The sequence below is a fragment of the Xanthomonas sp. LF02-5 genome (assembly GCF_034105325.1).
GTDB classification, from domain to species: domain Bacteria; phylum Pseudomonadota; class Gammaproteobacteria; order Xanthomonadales; family Xanthomonadaceae; genus Xanthomonas_A; species Xanthomonas_A sontii.
In genome coordinates this window covers 165,154-185,323 of sequence record NZ_JAXGGF010000008.1, presented here as the reverse complement: position 1 = coordinate 185,323, position 20,170 = coordinate 165,154, and the positions used below count along the sequence as shown (strand labels likewise).

Genomic DNA, 20,170 nt, shown 5'->3' with positions numbered 1-20,170 from the left:
AGGCACCACCAACGAAAAAGCCCGGCAGTGCCGGGCCTCTTCGTTGCGACCGTGCCGCATGGGCGGCACGTCGCGTCAGCGCATCGCCGGGGCGATCAGGCCGCGACCGTCGCGGCCACGTCCTGGTAGTCCTGGATCTGATCGAAGTTCATGTAGCGATAGATCTGTTCGCCACTGGTCTTGATCACGCCCACGTCGGCCATGTACTCGTCCTTGGTCGGGATCCGGCCCAGGCGCGAGCAGATCGCCGCCAGTTCCGCCGAGCCCAGGTACACGTTGGTGTTGCGGCCCAGGCGGTTGGGGAAGTTGCGGGTGGAGGTCGAGAACACCGTGGCGCCCTCGCGCGCCTGCGCCTGGTTGCCCATGCACAGCGAGCAGCCCGGCATTTCCATGCGCGCGCCGGCGGCGCCGAAGGTGCCGTAGTGGCCTTCCTTGGTCAGCTCCGAGGCGTCCATCTTGGTCGGCGGCGCGACCCACAGGCGGGTCGGGATGTCGCGCTTGCCTTCCAGCAGCTTGGCCGCGGCACGGAAGTGGCCGATGTTGGTCATGCACGAGCCGATGAACACTTCGTCGATCGCCGCACCGGCGACGTCGGACAGGGTCTTCACGTCGTCCGGGTCGTTCGGGCAGGCCACGATCGGCTCGTGGATGTCGGCCAGGTCGATCTCGATCACCGCCGCGTACTCGGCGTCGGCATCGGGCTCGAGCAGCTGCGGGTCGGCCAGCCACTCCTCCATCTTCTTGATCCGCCGCGCCAGCGAACGCGCGTCGGCATAGCCTTCGGCGATCATCCACTTCAGCAGGGTGATGTTGCTGGTCAGGTACTCGACGATCGGTTGCTTGTTCAGGCGCACCGTGCAGCCGGCGGCCGAGCGCTCGGCGGAGGCATCGGACAGTTCGAACGCCTGCTCCACCTTCAGCTCCGGCAGGCCTTCGATCTCCAGGATGCGGCCGGAGAAGATGTTCTTCTTGCCCTGCTTGGCCACGGTCAGCAGGCCCTGCTTGATCGCGTACAGCGGGATCGCGTTGACCAGATCGCGCAGGGTCACGCCCGGCTGCATCTGCCCCTTGAAGCGCACCAGCACGCTCTCGGGCATGTCCAGCGGCATGACGCCGGTGGCGGCGGCGAAGGCCACCAGGCCGGAACCGGCCGGGAACGAGATGCCGATCGGGAAGCGGGTGTGCGAGTCGCCGCCGGTGCCGACGGTGTCGGGCAGCAGCATGCGGTTGAGCCAGCTGTGGATCACGCCGTCGCCCGGACGCAGCGACACGCCGCCGCGGGTGGAGATGAACTCCGGCAGGGTGTGGTGGGTCTTGACGTCCACCGGCTTCGGATACGCCGCGGTGTGGCAGAACGACTGCATCACCAGGTCGGCGGAGAAGCCCAGGCAGGCCAGGTCCTTCAGCTCGTCGCGGGTCATCGGGCCGGTGGTGTCCTGCGAGCCCACCGAGGTCATCTTCGGTTCGCAGTAGGTGCCCGGGCGCATGCCCTGGCCTTCCGGCAGGCCGCAGGCGCGGCCGACCATCTTCTGCGCCAGCGAGAAGCCCTTGCCGGTGTCCGGCGGGTCCATCGGCAGGCGGAACAGGGTGGAGGCCGGCAGGCCCAGGAACTCGCGCGCCTTGGCGGTGAGGCCGCGACCGACGATCAGCGGGATGCGGCCGCCGGCGCGCACTTCGTCGAACAGCACGTCCGACTTCATCGCGAACTCGGCGATCACCTGCCCGTTCTTCAGCGCCTTGCCCTCGTACGGACGCAGTTCGACCACGTCGCCGTGCTCCATCTGCGACACGTCCAGCTCGATCGGCAGCGCGCCGGCGTCTTCCATGGTGTTGTAGAAGATCGGCGCGATCTTCGACCCCAGGCACACGCCGCCGAAGCGCTTGTTGGGGATGTACGGGATGTCCTCGCCGGTCCACCACAGCACCGAGTTGGTCGCCGACTTGCGCGAGGAACCGGTGCCGACCACGTCGCCGACGTAGGCGACCAGGTGGCCCTTGGCCTTGAGGTCGGCGATGGCCTGGATCGGGCCGCGCTTGCCGTCCTCTTCCGGCTCGAACGGCGCGCCGTCGCGCTTGTTCTTCAGCATCGCCAGCGCGTGCAGCGGGATGTCCGGGCGGGTGGTGGCGTCCGGCGCCGGCGACAGGTCGTCGGTGTTGGTCTCGCCCGGCACCTTGAACACGGTGATGGTCAGGCTCTGCGGCACTTCCGGCTTGCTGGTGAACCACTCGGCCTCGGCCCAGCTCTGCAGCACGGCCTTGGCGTGCGCATTGCCGGCCTCGGCCTTTTCCTGCACGTCGTGGAAGGCGTCGAAGATCAGCAGCGTGTGCTTGAGGCCCTCGGCGGCGACGGCGCCCAGCTCGGCGTTGTCCAGCAGCTCGACCAGCGGATGGATGTTGTAGCCGCCGAGCATGGTGCCCAGCAGTTCGGTGGCGCGGGTGGGCGAGATCAGCGGGGTCTTCTCGCTGCCGAAGGCGACCGCGGCCAGGTACGAGGCCTTGACCTTGGCGGCGTCGTCGACGCCGGCCGGCACGCGGTGGCTCAGCAGCTCGACCAGGAACTGCTCCTCGCCGGCCGGCGGGTTCTTCAGCAGTTCGATGACCTGCGCGGTCTGCTGCGCGCTCAGCGGCAGCGGCGGGATTCCGAGCGCGGCGCGCTCTGCAACGTGGTGGCGATAGGCTTCCAACATGCGGGTTCTCCGGAAAAATACGGTGGGGATGTGCGGCAGCGGCGGCGCGGCGTCAGCCGGCAGGCTTGGGGACGATGATCTTCAGGCCTTTGAAGTAATCGCGGAAAAAACGGTCGTCGTGGGTGATCAGGCCATCGCATTGCAGCAGCGCATGCGCACCGATCAGGAAATCGGCCACCACCCGCTCGCGCTTGCCGCCACGGGCGCGGAAGCGGCGCTGCATCTCGCCGGCGCGCAAGGCCGACTTGGCTTCCAGCGCGCTGAAGCGGATGCTCATGTCCTCCAGCACCGACAAGGCCTCGGCGCCGTCGCGCAGCGCGCTGCAGACTTCGGCCAGGACGATGTCGCAGACCACCACCGGGCCGGTGCTCAGGCACTGGCGCAGGCAGGCTTCGGTGGCATCGGCCTGCGGGCCGTCGGCCAGCAGGTCCACCAGCACGGACGAGTCGATGGCGATCATGCGCCGGCGTCGGGCTCGGGTTCGAACGGATCGCCCGGGGCACGGCCGCGGATGGCGCGCATCGCCTCGTCGGTGCTGGCGAAGCCGTCGAGCTTGAAGCGGCCGCGGGCGCGCGAGATGGCATCGTCCACGCTCTTGCGCAGGATGATCCGGCCGCCATCCAGTTCCACCTTCAGGATGGTGCCCTTGCTCAGGCCCAGCGCATCGCGCACGGCCTTCGGCAGGGTGATCTGACCGCGTTCGGCGACAGTGGCTTCCATCGGGCTGGCTCCACAAGGTATGTACGAATTTTACATACTTGAAGCGTCATACTCAAGCCCGCATACAGCGGCGGTCACACCTGCCATACACACTGAATCGGTCAGAATGACCGCAGTCCCTACAGCCGCGACGCCATAGGAGTTCCGTGATGAGCGATTCCTTTTCCACCCGCGCCTCGCTCGAGGTCAACGGCCAACGCTACGCCTACTACAGCCTGCCCAAGCTCGCCGAGCGCTTCGATATCGCCCGCCTGCCCTACTCGCTGAAGATCCTGCTGGAAAACCTGTTGCGCCACGAAGACGGCGGCGTGACCGTGGGCAAGGACCACATCGAGGCAGTGGCCAAGTGGGATCCCAAGGCCGAACCCGACACCGAGATCGCCTTCATGCCGGCGCGCGTGGTGCTGCAGGACTTCACCGGCGTGCCCTGCGTGGTCGACCTGGCGGCGATGCGCGATGCGGTGGTCAAGCTCGGCGGACGCCCGGAGCAGATCAACCCGCTGATCCCCTCGGAACTGGTGATCGACCACTCGGTGCAGGTGGACGTGTTCGGCAAGCCCGACGCGCTGGATCTCAACGGCAAGATCGAATTCCAGCGCAACAAGGAACGCTACGGCTTCCTGCGCTGGGGCCAGAAGGCCTTCGACAACTTCAAGGTGGTGCCGCCGAACACCGGCATCGTGCACCAGGTCAACCTGGAGCACCTGGCGCGGGTGGTGATGACCGGCGAGCGCGACGGCGAGGCGATCGCCTACCCGGACACCGTGTTCGGCACCGACAGCCACACCACCATGATCAACGGCATCGGCGTGCTCGGCTGGGGCGTGGGCGGCATCGAGGCGGAAGCGGCGATGCTCGGCCAGCCTTCGTCGATGCTGATCCCGCAGGTGGTGGGCTTCAAGCTCACCGGCAAGCTGCCCGAAGGCGCCACCGCCACCGACCTGGTGCTGACGGTGACGCAGATGCTGCGCAAGCACGGCGTGGTCGGCAAGTTCGTCGAGTTCTTCGGCGACGGCCTGCAGCACCTGCCGCTGGCCGACCGCGCCACCATCGGCAACATGGCGCCCGAGTACGGCGCCACCTGCGGCATCTTCCCGATCGACGCCGAATCGCTGACCTATCTGCGCCTGTCCGGGCGCAGCGAGGAGCAGATCGCGCTGGTCGAGGCCTACGCCAAGGCGCAGGGCCTGTGGCACGACGCCGACAGCGCGCATGCCGAATACAGCGCGGTCCTGGAACTGGACATGGGCGACGTCAAGCCGTCGCTGGCCGGTCCCAAGCGCCCGCAGGACCGTGTGCTGCTGGAAGACATGCAGCGCAACTACCGCGACAGCCTGGTGCCGTTCGCCGACGCGCGCGCCAAGCGCCGCAGCGATGCCGTGCAGGAAGACCGGCTCAAGAACGAAGGCGGCGGCGGCACTGCGGTCGGCGCCCAGGCGGCGCATGCGCAGGACGCCGAGGCCAGCGGCGCCGGCTGGCAGCTGCGCGACGGCGCGGTGGTGATCGCGGCGATCACCTCCTGCACCAACACCTCCAACCCGGCGGTGATGCTCGGCGCCGGCCTGCTCGCGCGCAATGCCGTGGCCAAGGGCCTGAAGGCGCAGCCGTGGGTCAAGACCTCGCTCGGGCCGGGCTCGCTGGTGGTCACCGACTACCTGAAGAAGGCCGGGGTCATGCGCGACCTGGAGCAGCTCGGCTTCTACGTGGTCGGCTACGGCTGCACCACCTGCATCGGCAACTCCGGCCCGCTGCCCGAGGACGTCTCCGCGGCGATCGCCCAGGACGACCTGGTGGTGGCCTCGGTGCTGTCGGGCAACCGCAACTTCGAAGGCCGCGTGCATCCGGAAGTGAAGATGAACTACCTGGCCTCGCCGCCGCTGGTGGTCGCCTATGCCATCGCCGGCACCACCGACATCGACCTGACCCGCGACCCGCTGGGTACCGGCAGCGACGGCCAGCCGGTGTACCTGCGCGACATCTGGCCGAGCAACAAGGAGATCGGCGACACCATCGCCGCCACGGTCGGCCCGGAGATGTTCAAGCAGAACTACGCCGACGTGTTCAAGGGCGACAGCCGCTGGAACACCATCGCCTCGCCCGATGGCGAGCTATACGAGTGGGACGGCGCCTCCACCTACATCAAGAACCCGCCCTACTTCGACGGCATGACCATGCAGGTCGGCCGCATCGAGGACGTGCACGGCGCGCGCGTGCTGGGCCTGTTCGGCGACTCGATCACCACCGACCACATCTCTCCTGCCGGCAACATCAAGAAGGACTCGCCGGCGGGCCGCTTCCTGCAGGAGCGCGGCGTGCAGCCGGCCGACTTCAACAGCTACGGCAGCCGCCGCGGCAACGACGACGTCATGGTCCGCGGCACCTTCGCCAACATCCGCATCAAGAACCTGATGTTCGGCGGCGAGGAAGGCGGCAACACCCTGTACCACCCGCCCGGTGGCGGCCAGCCGGAAAAGCTGGCGATCTACGACGCGGCGATGAAGTACAAGGCCGACGGCGTGCCGCTGGTGGTGATCGGCGGCAAGGAGTACGGCACCGGCTCCTCGCGCGACTGGGCAGCCAAGGGCACCAACCTGCTCGGGGTCAAGGCGGTGATCGCCGAGAGCTTCGAACGCATCCACCGCTCCAACCTGGTCGGCATGGGCGTGCTGCCGCTGCAGTTCCTCGACGGCCAGAACGCGCAGAGCCTGGGCCTGGACGGCTCGGAAGTCTTCGAGATCACCGGCTTGCAGGATGGCGCCAGCAAGCGCGCCAAGGTCGTCGCGACCAAGGCCGACAGCAGTGCGCAGTCCTTCGAGGTGGCGGTGATGCTGCTGACCCCCAAGGAAGTGGAGTACTTCCGCCACGGCGGCCTGCTGCAGTACGTACTGCGGCAGTTGGCTGCGCGCTGACCGACCCTGCGCTTTCCGGCAGCGGAAGCCCGGCCCCCGCGCCTGCGCGGGGGCGCTGCCAGGGTCCGCGAATTGACGCTTGCAGGCGCGCGCACGCAAGAGCAAAGGCTTTCGCCTTTCGGCGAGTTACTTTTCTTTGCTTGTGCAAAGAAAAGTAACCAAAAGAAAGCACACCCTGCCTCGCGCCCTCCGCGCTGCGCGCTCCGGGTCCGCGTCCAGCCCGGGGATCCGCGGAAGGGGCATCCTGCCCCTGCCGCGGACGGCGCACGTCCTTGTGCGCCGCCCCTTCGGGGTTTTTCCCCGAACTGGCCGCCGCTTCGGAAGGGAACCGGTAAAAGCAACAGCAACAGCAACAGCAACAGCAACAGCAGAGATAGTCTTCAGCACGCTTGGCCTAGCGGCACAAAAACAGGCTAGGCCGTAAGGCATCCACCCCACCCCTGTTCGCCTTTTCCCTACGGAACGGTATGCTGCCGTTGCCGGTTCTAGCGGATACTGTCCGTACAGAGCCCAACAATACGTTTCCTGGAGGGGGAATATGAGTCTGGATCGTCCGTGGTTGCAGAGTTATCCGGCCGGCGTTGGCGCCGACATCAACGTCGACGAGTACCGCTCCGTCGCCGCGGTGTTCGAAAGCTCCGTGGCCAAGTTCGGAGACCGCCCCGCCTACTGCAACTTCGGCAAGACCCTGACCTACCGCGAGGCCGGCGAACTGGCCCGGCAATTCGCCGGCTACCTGCTGGGCGAACTGCAGCTCAAGAAAGGCGACCGCGTCGCCCTGATGATGCCCAACTGCCTGCAGTACCCCATCGCCACCTTCGGCGTGCTGCTGGCCGGCATGACCGTGGTCAACGTCAATCCGCTGTACACCCCGCGCGAACTGCGCCACCAGCTGATCGACTCCGGCGCCAGCGCCCTGGTGGTGATCGACAACTTCGGTACCACCGTGCAGGAAGTGCTCGCCGATACCCCCGTCAAACAGGTCATCACCACCGGCCTGGGCGACATGCTGGGCTTCCCCAAGGGCCCGCTGGTCAACTTCGTGCTGAAGTACGTCAAGAAGCTGGTGCCGGACTACGACATCCCCAACGCGATCCGCTTCCGCGACGCGCTGACCCTGGGCCGCCTGCACACGCTGCCTCAGATCGACATCGAACCGGACGACATCGCCTTCCTGCAGTACACCGGCGGCACCACCGGCGTAGCCAAGGGCGCGATGCTGACCCACCGCAATCTGGTCGCCAACATGCTGCAGGCCGGCGCCTGGATCTCGGCGACCGGCAAGCTGGAGGAAGGCAAGGAAGTCATCATCACCGCGCTGCCGCTGTACCACATCTTCGCGCTGACCGCGAACGGGCTGGTCTTCATGAAGCTCGGCGGGCTCAACCACCTGATCAGCAATCCGCGCGACATGCCGGGCTTCGTCAAGGAGCTGCAAAAGACCCGCTTCACCGCCTTCACCGGCGTCAACACCCTGTTCAACGGCCTGCTCAACACCCCCGGCTTCGACAAGGTGGATTTCTCCTCGCTGAAGTTCACCCTCGGCGGCGGCATGGCGGTGCAACGCGCGGTGGCCGAGCGCTGGAAGCAGGTCACCGGGGTCACCCTGGTCGAAGCCTACGGCCTCACCGAGACCTCGCCGGCGGCCTGCATCAACCCGCTGACCCTGACCGAATACAACGGCGCGATCGGCCTGCCGATCCCGTCCACCGACGCCTGCGTCAAGGACGACCAGGGCCAGGTCCTCGCCCATGGCGAGGTCGGCGAGCTGTGCATCCGCGGGCCGCAGGTGATGAAGGGCTATTGGCGCCGTCCGGAGGAAACCGCCAGCGCCATCGACGCCGACGGCTGGCTGCACACCGGCGACATGGCGCGGATGGATCCGCAGGGCTTCTTCTACATCGTGGACCGCAAGAAGGACATGATCCTGGTGTCCGGCTTCAACGTGTATCCGAACGAGGTCGAGGACGTCATCGCGATGATGCCCGGCGTGCTGGAAGTGGCCGCGGTCGGCGTGCCGGACGAAAAATCCGGCGAGGCGGTCAAGGTGGTGATCGTGAAGAAGGACCCCAACCTGACCGCCGAGGAGGTGAAGGCGCACGCCCGCGCCAACCTCACCGGCTACAAGCATCCGCGCATCGTCGAGTTCCGCAAGGAGTTGCCCAAGACCAACGTGGGCAAGATCCTGCGGCGCGAACTGCGCGACGCGCCGCCGCCGCAATAAGCAGGTCCGACGGGCGCCCACGCGGCGCCCGTGCAGGCGCTGGCGGGGCGAGTTCCGGCCGCGGCACCCGGGTGTAGCATCCGCCGGGTGGAAACGCACTCGCCCGCTGCGCCACGCCATCTCCGCGGGCGTCTTTCCGAGAGCCCGCCATGAGCACGATCGACACGCTGCCCCGTACCCGCGCCTATTCTTCCCTCCGTGTCGAATCCGCACCGTCGGGAGGACAGCATTGGATCTACATGCACGCAAATGCACGCACTCAGCCGACGCGCGCCTGCTTCTCCTCGCAGTTGGTGCACGAGATCGTCAATTGTCAGAAAGAGCTCAAGGCACGCATCGAACAGGAAAACGCATTCCTCCCCCACATCGTCCTGGCCTCAGACGCCGATGTCTTCAATCTAGGCGGTGATCTCGAGCTGTTCGGCCACCTCATCGGGACAGGGGATCGCGACGCATTGCTTCGCTACGCAAGGGAATGCGTCGTTGGCGTACATGCGTTCCATGCTGGATTGGCAGCGGGCGCTCACACAATTGCACTTGTCCAGGGAAATGCCCTTGGCGGTGGCTTCGAAGCCGCCTTGAGCTGCCACACGATCGTCGCGGAGCAAGGCGTGATGATGGGACTGCCCGAGGTCTTATTCGATCTATTCCCAGGCATGGGAGCTTACTCGTTCCTGTGTCAACGCATCAGTCCGCGCCATGCGGAAAAATTCATGCTTGAGGGAACACTGTACAGCGCCGAGCAGTTGTTGCAGATGGGACTGGTTGACGTGGTGGTTCCCACCGGCCAAGGCGCGAACGCGGTCGAGCAAATCATTCGCAATCATCGCCGCACGCCGCACGCCAGCGCGGCCTTGAACAAAGTCCGGCGACTCGTCAACAGCGTGTCCTTGGACGAGCTGATGGAAATCACAGAGATCTGGGTCGATACGGCGCTACAACTCGGAGAAAAGTCTTTGCGCACGATGAACAGGCTTGTCAGGGCGCAATCCCGGCGCTCTCACTACGTCGCGGCTTAAACGCCAGCGAAACGGCACATGACTGGCCCGACCTGTGCCAGTTTCATCAGCCAATTTCGCCGCCGCCTTCTTGCGCGGCGGCTTTGTTCGCACGCAACTCCAATGCCTCCCTCCCCTCGGTCAGACTCGCATTGAGGCCAACGAGACGTTGCCGCCATTCGCTGCTGATCTGCCAATCTGGCATCCGCATCAGTTCCCCGCCCAGGCTGGCCATTCTGAGCAATCCCAGATTGCTGGCAACGCCTTTGATCGCGTGCGCATGCTCGCGTATACGCTCCCAATTGCCTGCGTCGCCCGCGATCTGCATTCCTCCCAAGCAGCCTTCCGCATCGTTGAGGCATTGCGATATGAACTCCCTTTCAAACCCTTCCCCCATCCCCAAGCCAGCCAACTCGTCCAAGACAGACGAATCGAGCACTCCTTCCAGCACTACATGAGTGGCTTTAGGTAATGGCTCCAATGCACGCAACTTGCCGTTCATGGCGATCTCCGCCAAGGTATCCAAGAGGCGTCCAGCTACAACGGGCTTGGCGAGAAACGTGTGCGCCCCGGCCTGTTCGCAACGCTGAATGGAATCCGGGGTGACGTCGGCACTCAGCACGACGACGGGCGTACGCGGACCAATGGACTGCATGACTCGGAGTTCTTTGAGCATGTCCAATCCGCTCATTCCGGGCATGTGCAAATCAACGATCACCGCATCGAATTCAGATTCCGCAAGCACGTCGAGCACCGCCTCCGCGCCATCGACGCAGATGACCCGATGGCCCGACTTTTGCAACATTCTTTGCAGCACCATTCGGTTAGCCGCATGATCGTCTGCGACCAAGATGCGCATGCTACGCACCCGAGCCCGATGGCGCAGGAACGGGTCCGAAAACGCGATGACATTTCCGTTCGGATCCTGCTGCTCTTGTAGCGGCGCGTCCTCTTGCACCATCGGCCTGACCGTGGGTGGCACCTCGCTCACTGTCAACGGCAATTCGAACCAAAAGCGGCTGCCGCCGGCAGGATTTTCCTGGTAACCGATCTCGCCCCCCATCGCCTCCACCAAGCCTTTGGCAATGGTCGTACCGAGTCCAGTACCTTCATAGCGACGCGACAAGCCGACATCAGCCTGTTCAAAGGCTTCGAATAGGCGATGACGCATCTCTGGCGGCACGCCGATACCCGTATCGACGACATCGAACCCGAGCCTGATTTCGTGATCCTGCTGGCGCTGCACTGCATGAACCCGCAGTTCTACGCGACCAACCTCTGTAAATTTCACCGCATTTCCCGCAAGATTGAGCAGCACTTGGCGCAAATGCCCAACATCGCCGGACAAGACATCTGGCACATCTTCAGCGACATCCAAGTGATAACTTAGACCCTTGCCGTATGCCTGCGGCTTCAGAATCAAGCCAATCCCATCGAGCAGCTCGCGCAACCGAAAATCGGACTTGTTGATGCGGATCTTGCCGGCCTCGATCGCTGAGATATCCAGCACCTCCTCTACCAGCGACAGCAAACTGCGGGCAGACGCTTGAATCGTGCTGACGCACTCCCGCTGCTCGGCATCCAGGTTGGTGGTCGCCAACACCTCGGTCATGCCGGACAGGCCATTGAGTGGGGTACGGAATTCGTGACTCATATTGGCAAGGAAGCGGCTTTTAGCGTCATTTGCACGACGCGCCTCACCGATAGCACCAGTCAACGCATTAAGCAAAGAATCGAAATACAACGGAATTGCACACAAGCCAACCCACAACCCCCAGGCAAGATACGAATTCCCTCTCCAGAAAGGCGAAATCATCACCACGCACAGGAAGGAGACGCACGCCATCGTTGTCGCGATACGCAGATAGCGACTGCCGTAGCGCAGTCCGTTGCCAATAGAGACCCACAAGTAAACCGCATATAGCGGCGAGGCCGGCTCGCCCTGGATACACATGATCGCGCCGATGCAGGCGTAATCGGTCAGCATCCCGATCCACCGCCGCACATGCGAAACGCCTGGACGTAGCAAAATCGCTACGAACAGCACTGTCGCGACAAAAAGTTCAAAAAGCAGAATCAGCCAAGTGGCCGGCAATGTATTGACCACGCCTTCATGAAAATACCGCCATCCCATGTATGTGGAAAACAGCGCCGTAATCACCATCCGAATCAAATTCTGAGCGTGCTCGCTGTCGGGACGACGCTCCAGAAAGGCAACCAGTCGATGAAATGAAGATTTCATTTCACACTCCTGGTCGCGCCGAGGCGGTGGAGAATTTCTCGCAGATCACCTGCAGCTGCTCGCGGCCGCGGAACAGCGCGTCCACGCAGCGCGGGTCGAACAGGCGGCCGCGCTGGGCGTAGAGATAGGCCAGCGTCGCATCCATGGTCCAGGCTTCCTTGTAGGGGCGCGGCGAAATCAGCGCGTCGAACACGTCGGCGACCGCCACGATCCGCGCTTCCAGCGGGATCGCCTCGCCGACCAGGCCGTCCGGGTAGCCGCTGCCGTCGTAGCGCTCATGGTGGCGCAGGGCGATCAGCGCGCCGACCTGGATGAAACGGTTCTGGCTGCCGCTGAGCAGTTCGTAGCCGATGCGCGGGTGCATGCGCATCACCGCCATCTCGTCCTCGTTGAGCTTGCCCGGCTTGAGCAGCACCGCGTCGGGAATGGCGATCTTGCCCATGTCGTGCAGGCTCGCGGCCATCTCGATGACCCGCACCTCGTCCTCGGACAGGCCCAGTTGCTCGGCGATCAGCCCGGCCACGTGCGCCATGCGTTCCAGGTAGGCGCTGGTGCCGACGTCGCGGTACTCGATGGCCCGCGCCAGCCGCGACAGGGTCTCGCGCTCGCGTTCCTCGACCTCGCGCATGCTGGCCAGCAGGCGCTGCTCCAGCGACATCGCGCGCTGCTTGATGTTCTCGCTCTGCAGCCGCAGCTGCAGCAGGTTGTGGCATCGCGCGCGCAGCTCGCGGGGGCGGATCGGCTTGACCAAGAAGTCGATCACCCCCGCTTCCAGCGCCGCCTGGCGGATCGGCTCGTCGCCGACCACGGTGATCAGGATGATCGGGATGTCGCGGTGCTTGGGCAGCCGGCGCAGGCGCCGCGCGAACTCCAGCCCGTCCATGCCCGGCATGCGGTAGTCGAGCAGCAACAGGTCGACCTTGCCGGCCTCGCACCAGGCCAGCGCGGCCTGCGAGTCGCCGAAGTCGCGCACGGTCAGCTCCGGGGCGATGTCCTCGATGACATGCCGCAGCATCGTGCGCGCGGAGGTCTGATCGTCGACGATGACGATGTTCAAACGATTGTCGCTTCCGTCCGCCCAGTGGAGACGGTCCCCGTTCGAGGACGCGCCGGAGAGGCTCATGCTGGCATCATGCATCTGCAATCCTCCGCCCGTCGCATCTGCGCGGGCTGCTGAGACGACAACGGGAACGCGCCGACGCTGACTCACCCCGGCCCGTCCACCTCACTTCCTTTTGCGTGCAACGCCTGGTGCAAGAACCGCGCCACCTCGTCCGCGGCTAGGTTAAGCCTCCGGACGCATGTACGGAAACAGCAGCACGTCACGGATCGAGCTGCTGCCGGTGAGCAACATTACCAGTCGGTCGATGCCGATGCCCAGGCCGCCGGTCGGCGGCAGCCCGACTTCCAGCGCCCGGATGTAGTCGGCGTCGAAGTGCATGGCCTCGTCGTCCCCCCCGTCCTTCGCCGCGACCTGAGCCTGGAACCGCGCCGCCTGGTCTTCCGGGTCGTTGAGCTCGGAGAAGCCGTTGGCGATTTCCTTGCCGTTGATGAACAGCTCGAAGCGGTCGGTGTAGCCCGGCTCGGTGTCGCTGGAGCGGGCCAGCGGCGACACCTCGACCGGGTGGTCGGTGATGAAGGTCGGCTGGATCAGGGTGTGCTCGACCGTGGCCTCGAAGATCTCCAGCAGCAGCTTGCCCCAGCCGTAGGACGGCTTGGTGCGGATCTTCAGCCGCTCGCAGTGGCGCAGCAGGGCCTCGCGGTCGGTGCAGTCGGCGGCGCTGATCTCCGGGTTGTGGTGGCGCACCGCCTCGTCCATGCGCCAGCGGCGGAACGCCGGCGCCAGGTCGATGTCGGCGCCGTCCCAGTGCACCTGGGTGGTGCCCAGCACCTCGCGGGCGACGTCGCGGATGACGTTCTCGGTCAGGTCCATCACCTCGTGGTACGTGGCGTAGGCCTCGTACAGCTCCATCATGGTGAATTCCGGATTGTGCCGGGTGCTGACGCCTTCGTTGCGGAAATTGCGGTTGATTTCGTAGACCCGTTCCAGGCCGCCGACCACCAGACGCTTCAGGTACAGCTCCGGGGCCACCCGCAGGTACAGGTCCAGGTCCAGGGCGTTGTGGTGGGTGGTGAACGGCTTGGCCGTGGCGCCGCCGGGGATGTAGTGCATCATCGGCGTCTCCACTTCCAGGAAGCGGCGCGCGTCCAGCCAGGCGCGCATGGCGCGGATGATCTTGGAGCGCTTGACGAACACCTCGCGCGCCTCCGGCGACACGATCAGGTCAACGTAGCGCTGGCGGTAGCGCTGCTCCACGTCGGACAGGCCGTGCCACTTGTCCGGCAGCGGCCGCAGCGCCTTGGTCAGCAGCCGCAGGCCAGTGGCCTTGACCGACAGCTCGCCGGTCTTGGTGCGGGTCAGCCCGCCTTCCACGCCGATGATGTCGCCGATGTCCCAGCCCTTGAAGGCGTCGTAGGCCTCGCCCAGGGCGTTGGCCTGCAGGAACAGCTGGATGCGCCCGGACTCGTCCTGCAGTTGCACGAAGCTGGCCTTGCCCATCACCCGCTTGGCCAGCAGGCGCCCGGCCAGGCGCAGGCTGCGGCCCTGGGCCTCCAGCGCCTCGGCGGTCCAGCGCTCGGTGTCGGCGAACTCGGCCTGCAGATCGCCGGCGAAGTCGCTGCGGCGGAAATCGTTCGGATAGGCCACGCCCTGCGCGCGAAGCGCGGCGAGTTTGGCGCGCCGTTCGGCGATGAGGCTGTTCTCGTCGACGGGAAGGGACGGCGCGGGGGTCTGCTCGGTCATGGGATGGGGGATGCGTGAGGAAGGGAAAGAATGCACCAGCCGGCGGGCCGTGTGCCGCCGCATGGCCTCCGTCGCCAGGATGGAGGCCGCCGGTTCAGGCGTCGCTGCGTTTCGCGCCGGCTTCCAGGCCGGACTTGAGGCTGGCCTCGACGAACTCGTCCAGGTCGCCGTCGAGCACCTTCTGGGTGTCCGAGCGCTCCACGCCGGTGCGCAGGTCCTTGATCCGGCTCTGGTCGAGCACGTAGTTGCGGATCTGGCTGCCCCAGCCGATGTCGGACTTGGTCGCCTCCACCGCATCGCGTTCGGCGTTGCGCTTCTGGATCTCCAGCTCGTACAGCTTGGCGGCCAGCATCTTCATCGCGTTGTCGCGGTTCTGGTGCTGGCTGCGCCCGGTCTGGCAGGCCACCACGATGCCGGTGGGCACGTGGGTGATGCGCACCGCCGACTCGGTCTTGTTGACGTGCTGGCCACCCGCGCCGGAGGACCGGTACACGTCGGTCTTCAGATCGGCCGGATTGATGTCGATGTCGATGTTGTCGTCCACTTCCGGCGACACGAACACCGAGGTGAAGCTGGTGTGGCGGCGGTTGTCCGAGTCGAACGGCGACTTGCGCACCAGCCGGTGCACGCCGGTCTCGGTCTTCAGCCAGCCGTAGGCGAAGTCGCCCTCCACGCGCAGCGTGGCGGACTTGATCCCGGCCACTTCGCCGCCGGAGACTTCCATCAGCTCGGTCTTCCAGCCGCGCGACTCGCACCAGCGCAGGTACATGCGCAGCAGGATCTCGGCCCAGTCCTGGGCCTCGGTGCCGCCGGCGCCGGCCTGGATGTCGACGAAGGCGTTGCTGGCGTCCATCTGCCCGGAGAACATGCGCTGGAACTCCAGCTTCTCCACCTGCGCCTGGAAGCGGTCGACGTCGGCCAGCACCGCCTGCGCGGTGGCCTCGTCGTTCTCGCTCTCGGCCAGTTCCAGGAATTCCAGCGATTCGTTCAGGCCATCGAGCACGCTGGCGATGCCGCCGACGGTCTTCTCCAGGCTGGCGCGTTCACGGCCCAGGCCCTGGGCGCGCTCGGGGTCGTTCCAGACGTCGGGGCTTTCCAGCTCCCGGGTGACTTCCTCTAGACGCTCCTTCTTGGCGTCGTAGTCAAAGAAACCCCCGTAGCGACAGCACCCGATCGGACAGATCGGCGATGCGGTGGCGAATCGGATTGAGTTCGATCATTGCGGCGTTTCCGGCAGACAAGAGCGCGATTCTAGCAATTCCGGCCGCCGCGCCACAGCGCCGCCGGACTACTCGACGGTCGCCGCCTCGCCCTCCCCGGCCGCCACGCGCAGCGCGGCGCGGTAGCGGCGGCTGCACGGCACCTGGCTGCCGTCGCGCAAGTGCACCCGGGCCTCGCCCGCCTCCAGCGGCTCGATCGAGACCACGCTGGCCAGGTTGACGATGTAGCTGCGGTGGATGCGCACGAACCGCGCCGGGTCCAGCCGCGCCTCGATCGCGGCCATGGTGCTGCGCAGCGGGTAGTCGTGGCCGCGCACGCGCAGGTTGACGTAGTTGCCAGCGGCCTGCAGCCACTCGATGTCGGCCGCGGCGACCAGGAAATCGCGGCCCAGCTTGCGCACCAGGAAGCGCTCCGGCCGTTCCAGCGAGCCCACCGGCGGGCCGGCGTCGGGCGCGCCGAGCAGCGCCGCCTCGCCCTGCCAGCGCCGCAACAGGAACCGGTACATCTCCACGCACAGCGCGATCGAGGCCAGGCTGCGCACGTCCTTGAGGTATTCGTAGGCCAGCCCCTGCGGCCACGGCCCGAAGTCGTACTGCTGGCCCTGCAGTCGGTAGACCAGGCTGCGCAGGGCGACCATTCCCACCACGTGCAGCACCGACAATGCCACGCTGCCCAGCAGGTAGCCCGGCAGCCGGCGCCGCCAGGTGTCCCAGTGCAGCGGGTAGCGTCGGGTCAGCAGCACCACCAACGGCACGATCAGCAGGAACATCAGTTGGCTGGACCACTCCCAGACCACCGGCTCCCATGCGGCGAAATGCAGCCCGGTGTTGCGGATGTCGATCAGCACCGTGACGCTGTTGGCGATGGCGTTGATCAGGGTGAGCGCGACCCAGAAGCCGATTTCGAAGCTGCGGCGCCAGGGCTGGAAACGGGAATAGGCGCTGGCGCCGGACGGATCAGACATGGTCGAAGTGTAGCGCGCCGGCATGACCGCGCCGGCGCGCCATGGGCGGATCAGCGCACGTCGAACTCGCCGACCAGCACCGTCTCCTTGCGCTCGGCCAGGCGCAGCGTCACCTGCTGGTCGCGCTGCGCGGCCGTACCCCAGCCCGTGCTCAGTTGCAGATGCAAGGTGGTAGCACCGGTGACCAGCGGCTGGCGCTCGCCGAAGAAGTTCGCCTCCACCTTGTACTTGCCGGGCTTGGCGGTGCGCAGCGAGAACTCCTCCGGCCCGTAGCCGCCGGTGAAGTCCGGCGACAGCTGGCCGCCCTGGTAGGTCGCGCGGTTTCCGTAAAAGCAGCGCTCGCCATTGGGGTCGGTCACCCACAGGTCCATGTCGCTGTTGTCGCTGTCCCAGTTCAGCACCACGCGCAGGTCCAGCGGCAGGTTGCGCAGCAGCCGTGGGTCGACGAAGCCGGTGTCCAGCGGCCGCGGCGCCCGCGCCACGATCGCGTTCAGTTCGTTGAGCGCGATCATGCTCACCCCGTCGAAGCGCGTGTCCCAGTCGCGCACCACCACCTGATACAGCTGTGCGATCGCCGCCTGCGCGTCGCCGCGCGCGGCATAGGCCAGGCCCAGGTCGCGGAAACTCTGCGGCTCCTCTTCGCCCAGCCGCAGCACCTGCTCGAACACCGGCACCGCCAGGTCGGCGCGACCGGCCTGCAGCAGCCGGTAGCCGAGCACGCGCAGCACATGGCGATTTTCCAGTTGCAGCTCGGCCAGGTTGGAGAGCACCCGCAGGGCCAGGTCGCGCTGGCCGCGCTCGAACAGCACATCGGCCACGTCCAGGTAGAACGCCACGCTATCGGCGTGCGCCGCGCGTTCGCTCAGATACAGCGGATACACCGCGTCCGCTGCGGCCGCACGCAGGCGCCGCGCATACGGCGAATCCGGCTGCCAGGGCTGCACGGCCAGGGAGATCGTGGCCGGAGCCGCCACACGCTCGCGCGCAGTCGCCGACGCGGCCGCGTCGCTGGGCGCGCCGGACGAACCGCCGACGATGTCCAGTTCCAGCGGCGCGAGTGCAGGCGCGGCAGCGGGCATCGGCGCAGGCGCTGCGAGGGCCATGGACCGTTGCGGGCCCGACGGGGTCTGCATGCGCTGGTCGGCAGTGTCAGCGGCGGCGATCGCCACTGGCGGCGCGTCCTTGGGAAAGCGCCGCTGCCACCAGGCGACACGCTGCGCGAACGCTTCGGCGATCGCGTCGATGCGTCGCTTGCGCGTGTCGTCCTGCAGCTTCTGCTGCCGCACCTGCGCACCCGCCACCGCCGCACGCAGCGCCGTGGGCGCCGGGATGCCATAGCGGGCGTAGTCGTCGGCATTCTCCAGCACCAGCAACGAAGTGTCGGCGCTGACCAGCCCGAAGCGCGTCGCCAGCGCCTGGCGGCGCGCGGCCGATCCCTGCGGATCGGCGGACAGGTTGCGCAGCATGGCCCGTGCCCAGGCGCCCGGCACCAGGTCGCCTGGAACTTCCTCCGCCTCGCGCAACGGCAAACTCAGGCGTCGGGTGCTGGCGGCGGTGGCGATCTCCAGGTGCAGCGTCGCATCGGCGCCGAGCAGGCGCCCGGCGATGCGCAGGTAGCCATCGTCGGCGTCGCGCGAATCGGCGACCAGATCGGCAACCTGGCTACCGTCCAGCGCGACCAGTTCGCCGCCACGCCGCAACAGCCGCTCGCTGGCCAGTTGCACGCCCGGCAGGCCCTGCAATGCGATCGCGCGTCCGCCGCGCGCTTCCGCGATCGCCGCCAGGCGCGCGGCATCGGCGTGCACGCCGGCCGAGTCGATCGCATACAGGCGCTGCCCCGGCGCCAGCGTCGGCATGGTCTGCGCGCCGTAGTTGCCCAGGCCATCGCTGAACAACAGATACTCCTGCACCTGCGCCGCCGGTTGCCAGTCGCCCAGCGCACTGGCGCCGTCGGGCTGCTCGGCCTGCAACGCCGCCTTCAAGGCGTTCCAGTCGCCGTTGCGCACCTGGAACCTGCGCGGCGCCGCGGCACGGTCGCGCAGCACGATCAGATCGACCTGGGCGGTGCCGACCGCGGCGAAATAGCGCTGCAGCAAGGCCAGTTCGGCCGGAATGTCGCGCTGCCGTGCCGAACCGGACGCATCCCAAAGCAGGCCGATGCGTTGTGGCAGCGGGCGCGGGCCATGCAGGTCGGCGATCGGCACCAGCGCCTGGAAGTAGCGCTGGCCATCGTGGAGACCGGTCGCCACGCGCGGCGTGGCGCTTGCGCGCAGCGACAGCACCAGCTCCGACGGCAACTGCGCCGGGCTGCCGGACCAGGACGCGGCGTAGCCACCGTCCGCCGTCGGCAGCAGCCGCATGCCTGGCGTCGCCACGCGTTCATCAGGCGCGGCCTGGGTACTCAGCGCGACCTGCAGCGACCGCGCGCCGACCGCATACGCCAGCGGCAAGCGCCATTGCCAGCCGGCGGCGGTGCGCTGTAGCGATTCGCGATAGACCAGGCGCACATGGCGGCTGCCATGCGCCGGCAGCGGGTAGACGCGCAGCCGGAACTGGTTGCCGGCGGTCTGCTCGAGCAGGCCCGGATCCACGCCGCGCCGCTCGACCGCTTCGAACACCTGGCGCCCGCGCGCCTTGGGCACCGGCACCGCGTCGCGCATCTGCCCATCGACGTCCAGGGCGAAACCGCTGAGCTGCTGCCCCTCGCGCAGCGGGAACGTCAGCTGCCCTTCCAGCACGCGCGCGTTGGGATTGAAGAACTCCAGCTCCACTGTGGTTTCGGCCAGGCCGCCGGCGGCATGCGCACGCACTGTCGCCGAGCGCAGTTCGACCGGACGTTCGCCGGCGTCGGTGTGTAGCAACGGCGCGACCAATTGCCGCTGCGGCGCGGACTGCGCCCCGGCCGGGACCGCGGCGAGTAACGACAACGAAAGCAACAACACGTACACGCTTCTGCGCATGGTGGACGGCATGGATCGCTCCTTGCTGGGACGGTATGGCTTGAACGTCCGCCGTGACACGATGGGGTTGCTTGTGTGCGTCCAGACTCAGGCGACGCGCAAGCCCCTCTCCCATCGGGAGAGGGGTTGGGGTGAGGGTGCGGCGCAAGGCGCAGCGCTTTGGCGATGCGAGGCTGCGTCCGTACCCTCATCCGCCCCTGCGGGGCACCTTCTCCCGGGGGGAGAAGGGAAAGCAAAGCCCCTCTCCCATCGGGAGAGGGGTTGGGGTGAGGGTGCGGCGCAAGGCGCAGCGCTTTGGCGATGCGAGGCTGCGCCCGTACCCTCATCCGCCCCTGCGGGGCACCTTCCCCCAAGAAGGGGCCATGGTCCCGGCGGGAGAAGGGAACGCAAAGCCCCTCTCCCACCGGGAGAGGGGTTGGGGTGAGGGTCCGGCACCACGCGC

At 66.8% G+C, this 20,170-nt stretch carries 12 protein-coding genes; 3 read left to right on the top strand and 9 right to left on the bottom strand.

What is annotated here, in order from left to right; all coding sequences use genetic code 11:
- Positions 1-95: 95 nt before the first annotated feature.
- The 3 genes from acnB to SLW52_RS19135 are packed head-to-tail and all read right to left on the bottom strand — an operon-like array spanning position 96 to position 3,407.
- On the bottom strand, positions 96-2,687 hold the full coding sequence (gene acnB, locus SLW52_RS19145) for a bifunctional aconitate hydratase 2/2-methylisocitrate dehydratase (RefSeq protein ID WP_320740907.1): 2,592 nt from the start codon (positions 2,685-2,687) through the stop codon (positions 96-98).
- Between the two features lie 52 nt (positions 2,688-2,739).
- Entirely contained in the window at positions 2,740-3,147 is a 408-nt protein-coding gene (locus tag SLW52_RS19140; protein ID WP_017908728.1) for a type II toxin-antitoxin system VapC family toxin, read from the bottom strand.
- Positions 3,144-3,407 carry an AbrB/MazE/SpoVT family DNA-binding domain-containing protein gene (locus SLW52_RS19135; RefSeq protein ID WP_010343322.1) on the bottom strand — a complete coding sequence of 88 codons (264 nt, stop codon included), beginning with the start codon at positions 3,405-3,407 and terminating at the stop codon, positions 3,144-3,146. Before SLW52_RS19135 ends, SLW52_RS19140 begins: the two co-directional genes overlap by 4 nt.
- A gap of 149 nt (positions 3,408-3,556) precedes the next feature.
- Between SLW52_RS19135 and acnA the strand changes: the two genes are divergently transcribed.
- The 3 genes from acnA (at position 3,557) to SLW52_RS19120 (ending at position 9,559) form a co-directional block, all read left to right on the top strand.
- A complete protein-coding gene (gene acnA, locus SLW52_RS19130; protein ID WP_320740908.1) occupies positions 3,557-6,316 on the top strand; it encodes an aconitate hydratase AcnA in 2,760 nt (919 codons plus the stop codon).
- 538 nt (positions 6,317-6,854) lie between these two features.
- Complete coding sequence (locus SLW52_RS19125; RefSeq protein ID WP_017917557.1) at positions 6,855-8,540, top strand: long-chain fatty acid--CoA ligase; 1,686 nt, start codon at positions 6,855-6,857, stop codon at positions 8,538-8,540.
- Positions 8,541-8,689: 149 nt separating this feature from the next.
- Positions 8,690-9,559, top strand: a complete 870-nt coding sequence (locus SLW52_RS19120; RefSeq protein ID WP_320740909.1) for a crotonase/enoyl-CoA hydratase family protein — start codon at positions 8,690-8,692, stop codon at positions 9,557-9,559.
- 46 nt (positions 9,560-9,605) lie between these two features.
- On the opposite strand, the gene SLW52_RS19115 is transcribed toward SLW52_RS19120, so the two are convergent.
- From SLW52_RS19115 to SLW52_RS19090, 6 genes are all read right to left on the bottom strand, one after another.
- Positions 9,606-11,780 (bottom strand): ATP-binding protein, encoded by a 2,175-nt coding sequence (locus tag SLW52_RS19115; RefSeq protein ID WP_320740910.1) that lies wholly within the window; start codon positions 11,778-11,780, stop codon positions 9,606-9,608.
- 1 nt (position 11,781) lies between these two features.
- A complete protein-coding gene (locus SLW52_RS19110; RefSeq protein WP_043086876.1) occupies positions 11,782-12,918 on the bottom strand; it encodes a two-component system response regulator in 1,137 nt (378 codons plus the stop codon).
- A 147-nt stretch (positions 12,919-13,065) separates the two neighbouring features.
- Entirely contained in the window at positions 13,066-14,583 is a 1,518-nt protein-coding gene (lysS, locus tag SLW52_RS19105) for a lysine--tRNA ligase (protein WP_017917554.1), read from the bottom strand.
- Between the two features lie 94 nt (positions 14,584-14,677).
- Positions 14,678-15,803, bottom strand: a protein-coding gene (gene prfB / locus SLW52_RS19100) for a peptide chain release factor 2 (protein ID WP_100224025.1) whose coding sequence is annotated in 2 segments (ribosomal slippage) — positions 14,678-15,727 and positions 15,729-15,803 — 1,125 coding nt in all. Because the reading frame shifts where the segments join, the coding sequence is not laid out codon by codon here.
- A gap of 68 nt (positions 15,804-15,871) precedes the next feature.
- Positions 15,872-16,768, bottom strand: a complete 897-nt coding sequence (locus SLW52_RS19095; protein ID WP_170268148.1) for a LytTR family DNA-binding domain-containing protein — start codon at positions 16,766-16,768, stop codon at positions 15,872-15,874.
- A gap of 50 nt (positions 16,769-16,818) precedes the next feature.
- Positions 16,819-19,740, bottom strand: coding sequence for a VIT domain-containing protein (locus SLW52_RS19090; protein WP_320740911.1), 2,922 nt, complete (start codon positions 19,738-19,740; stop codon positions 16,819-16,821).
- Positions 19,741-20,170 lie beyond the last annotated feature (430 nt).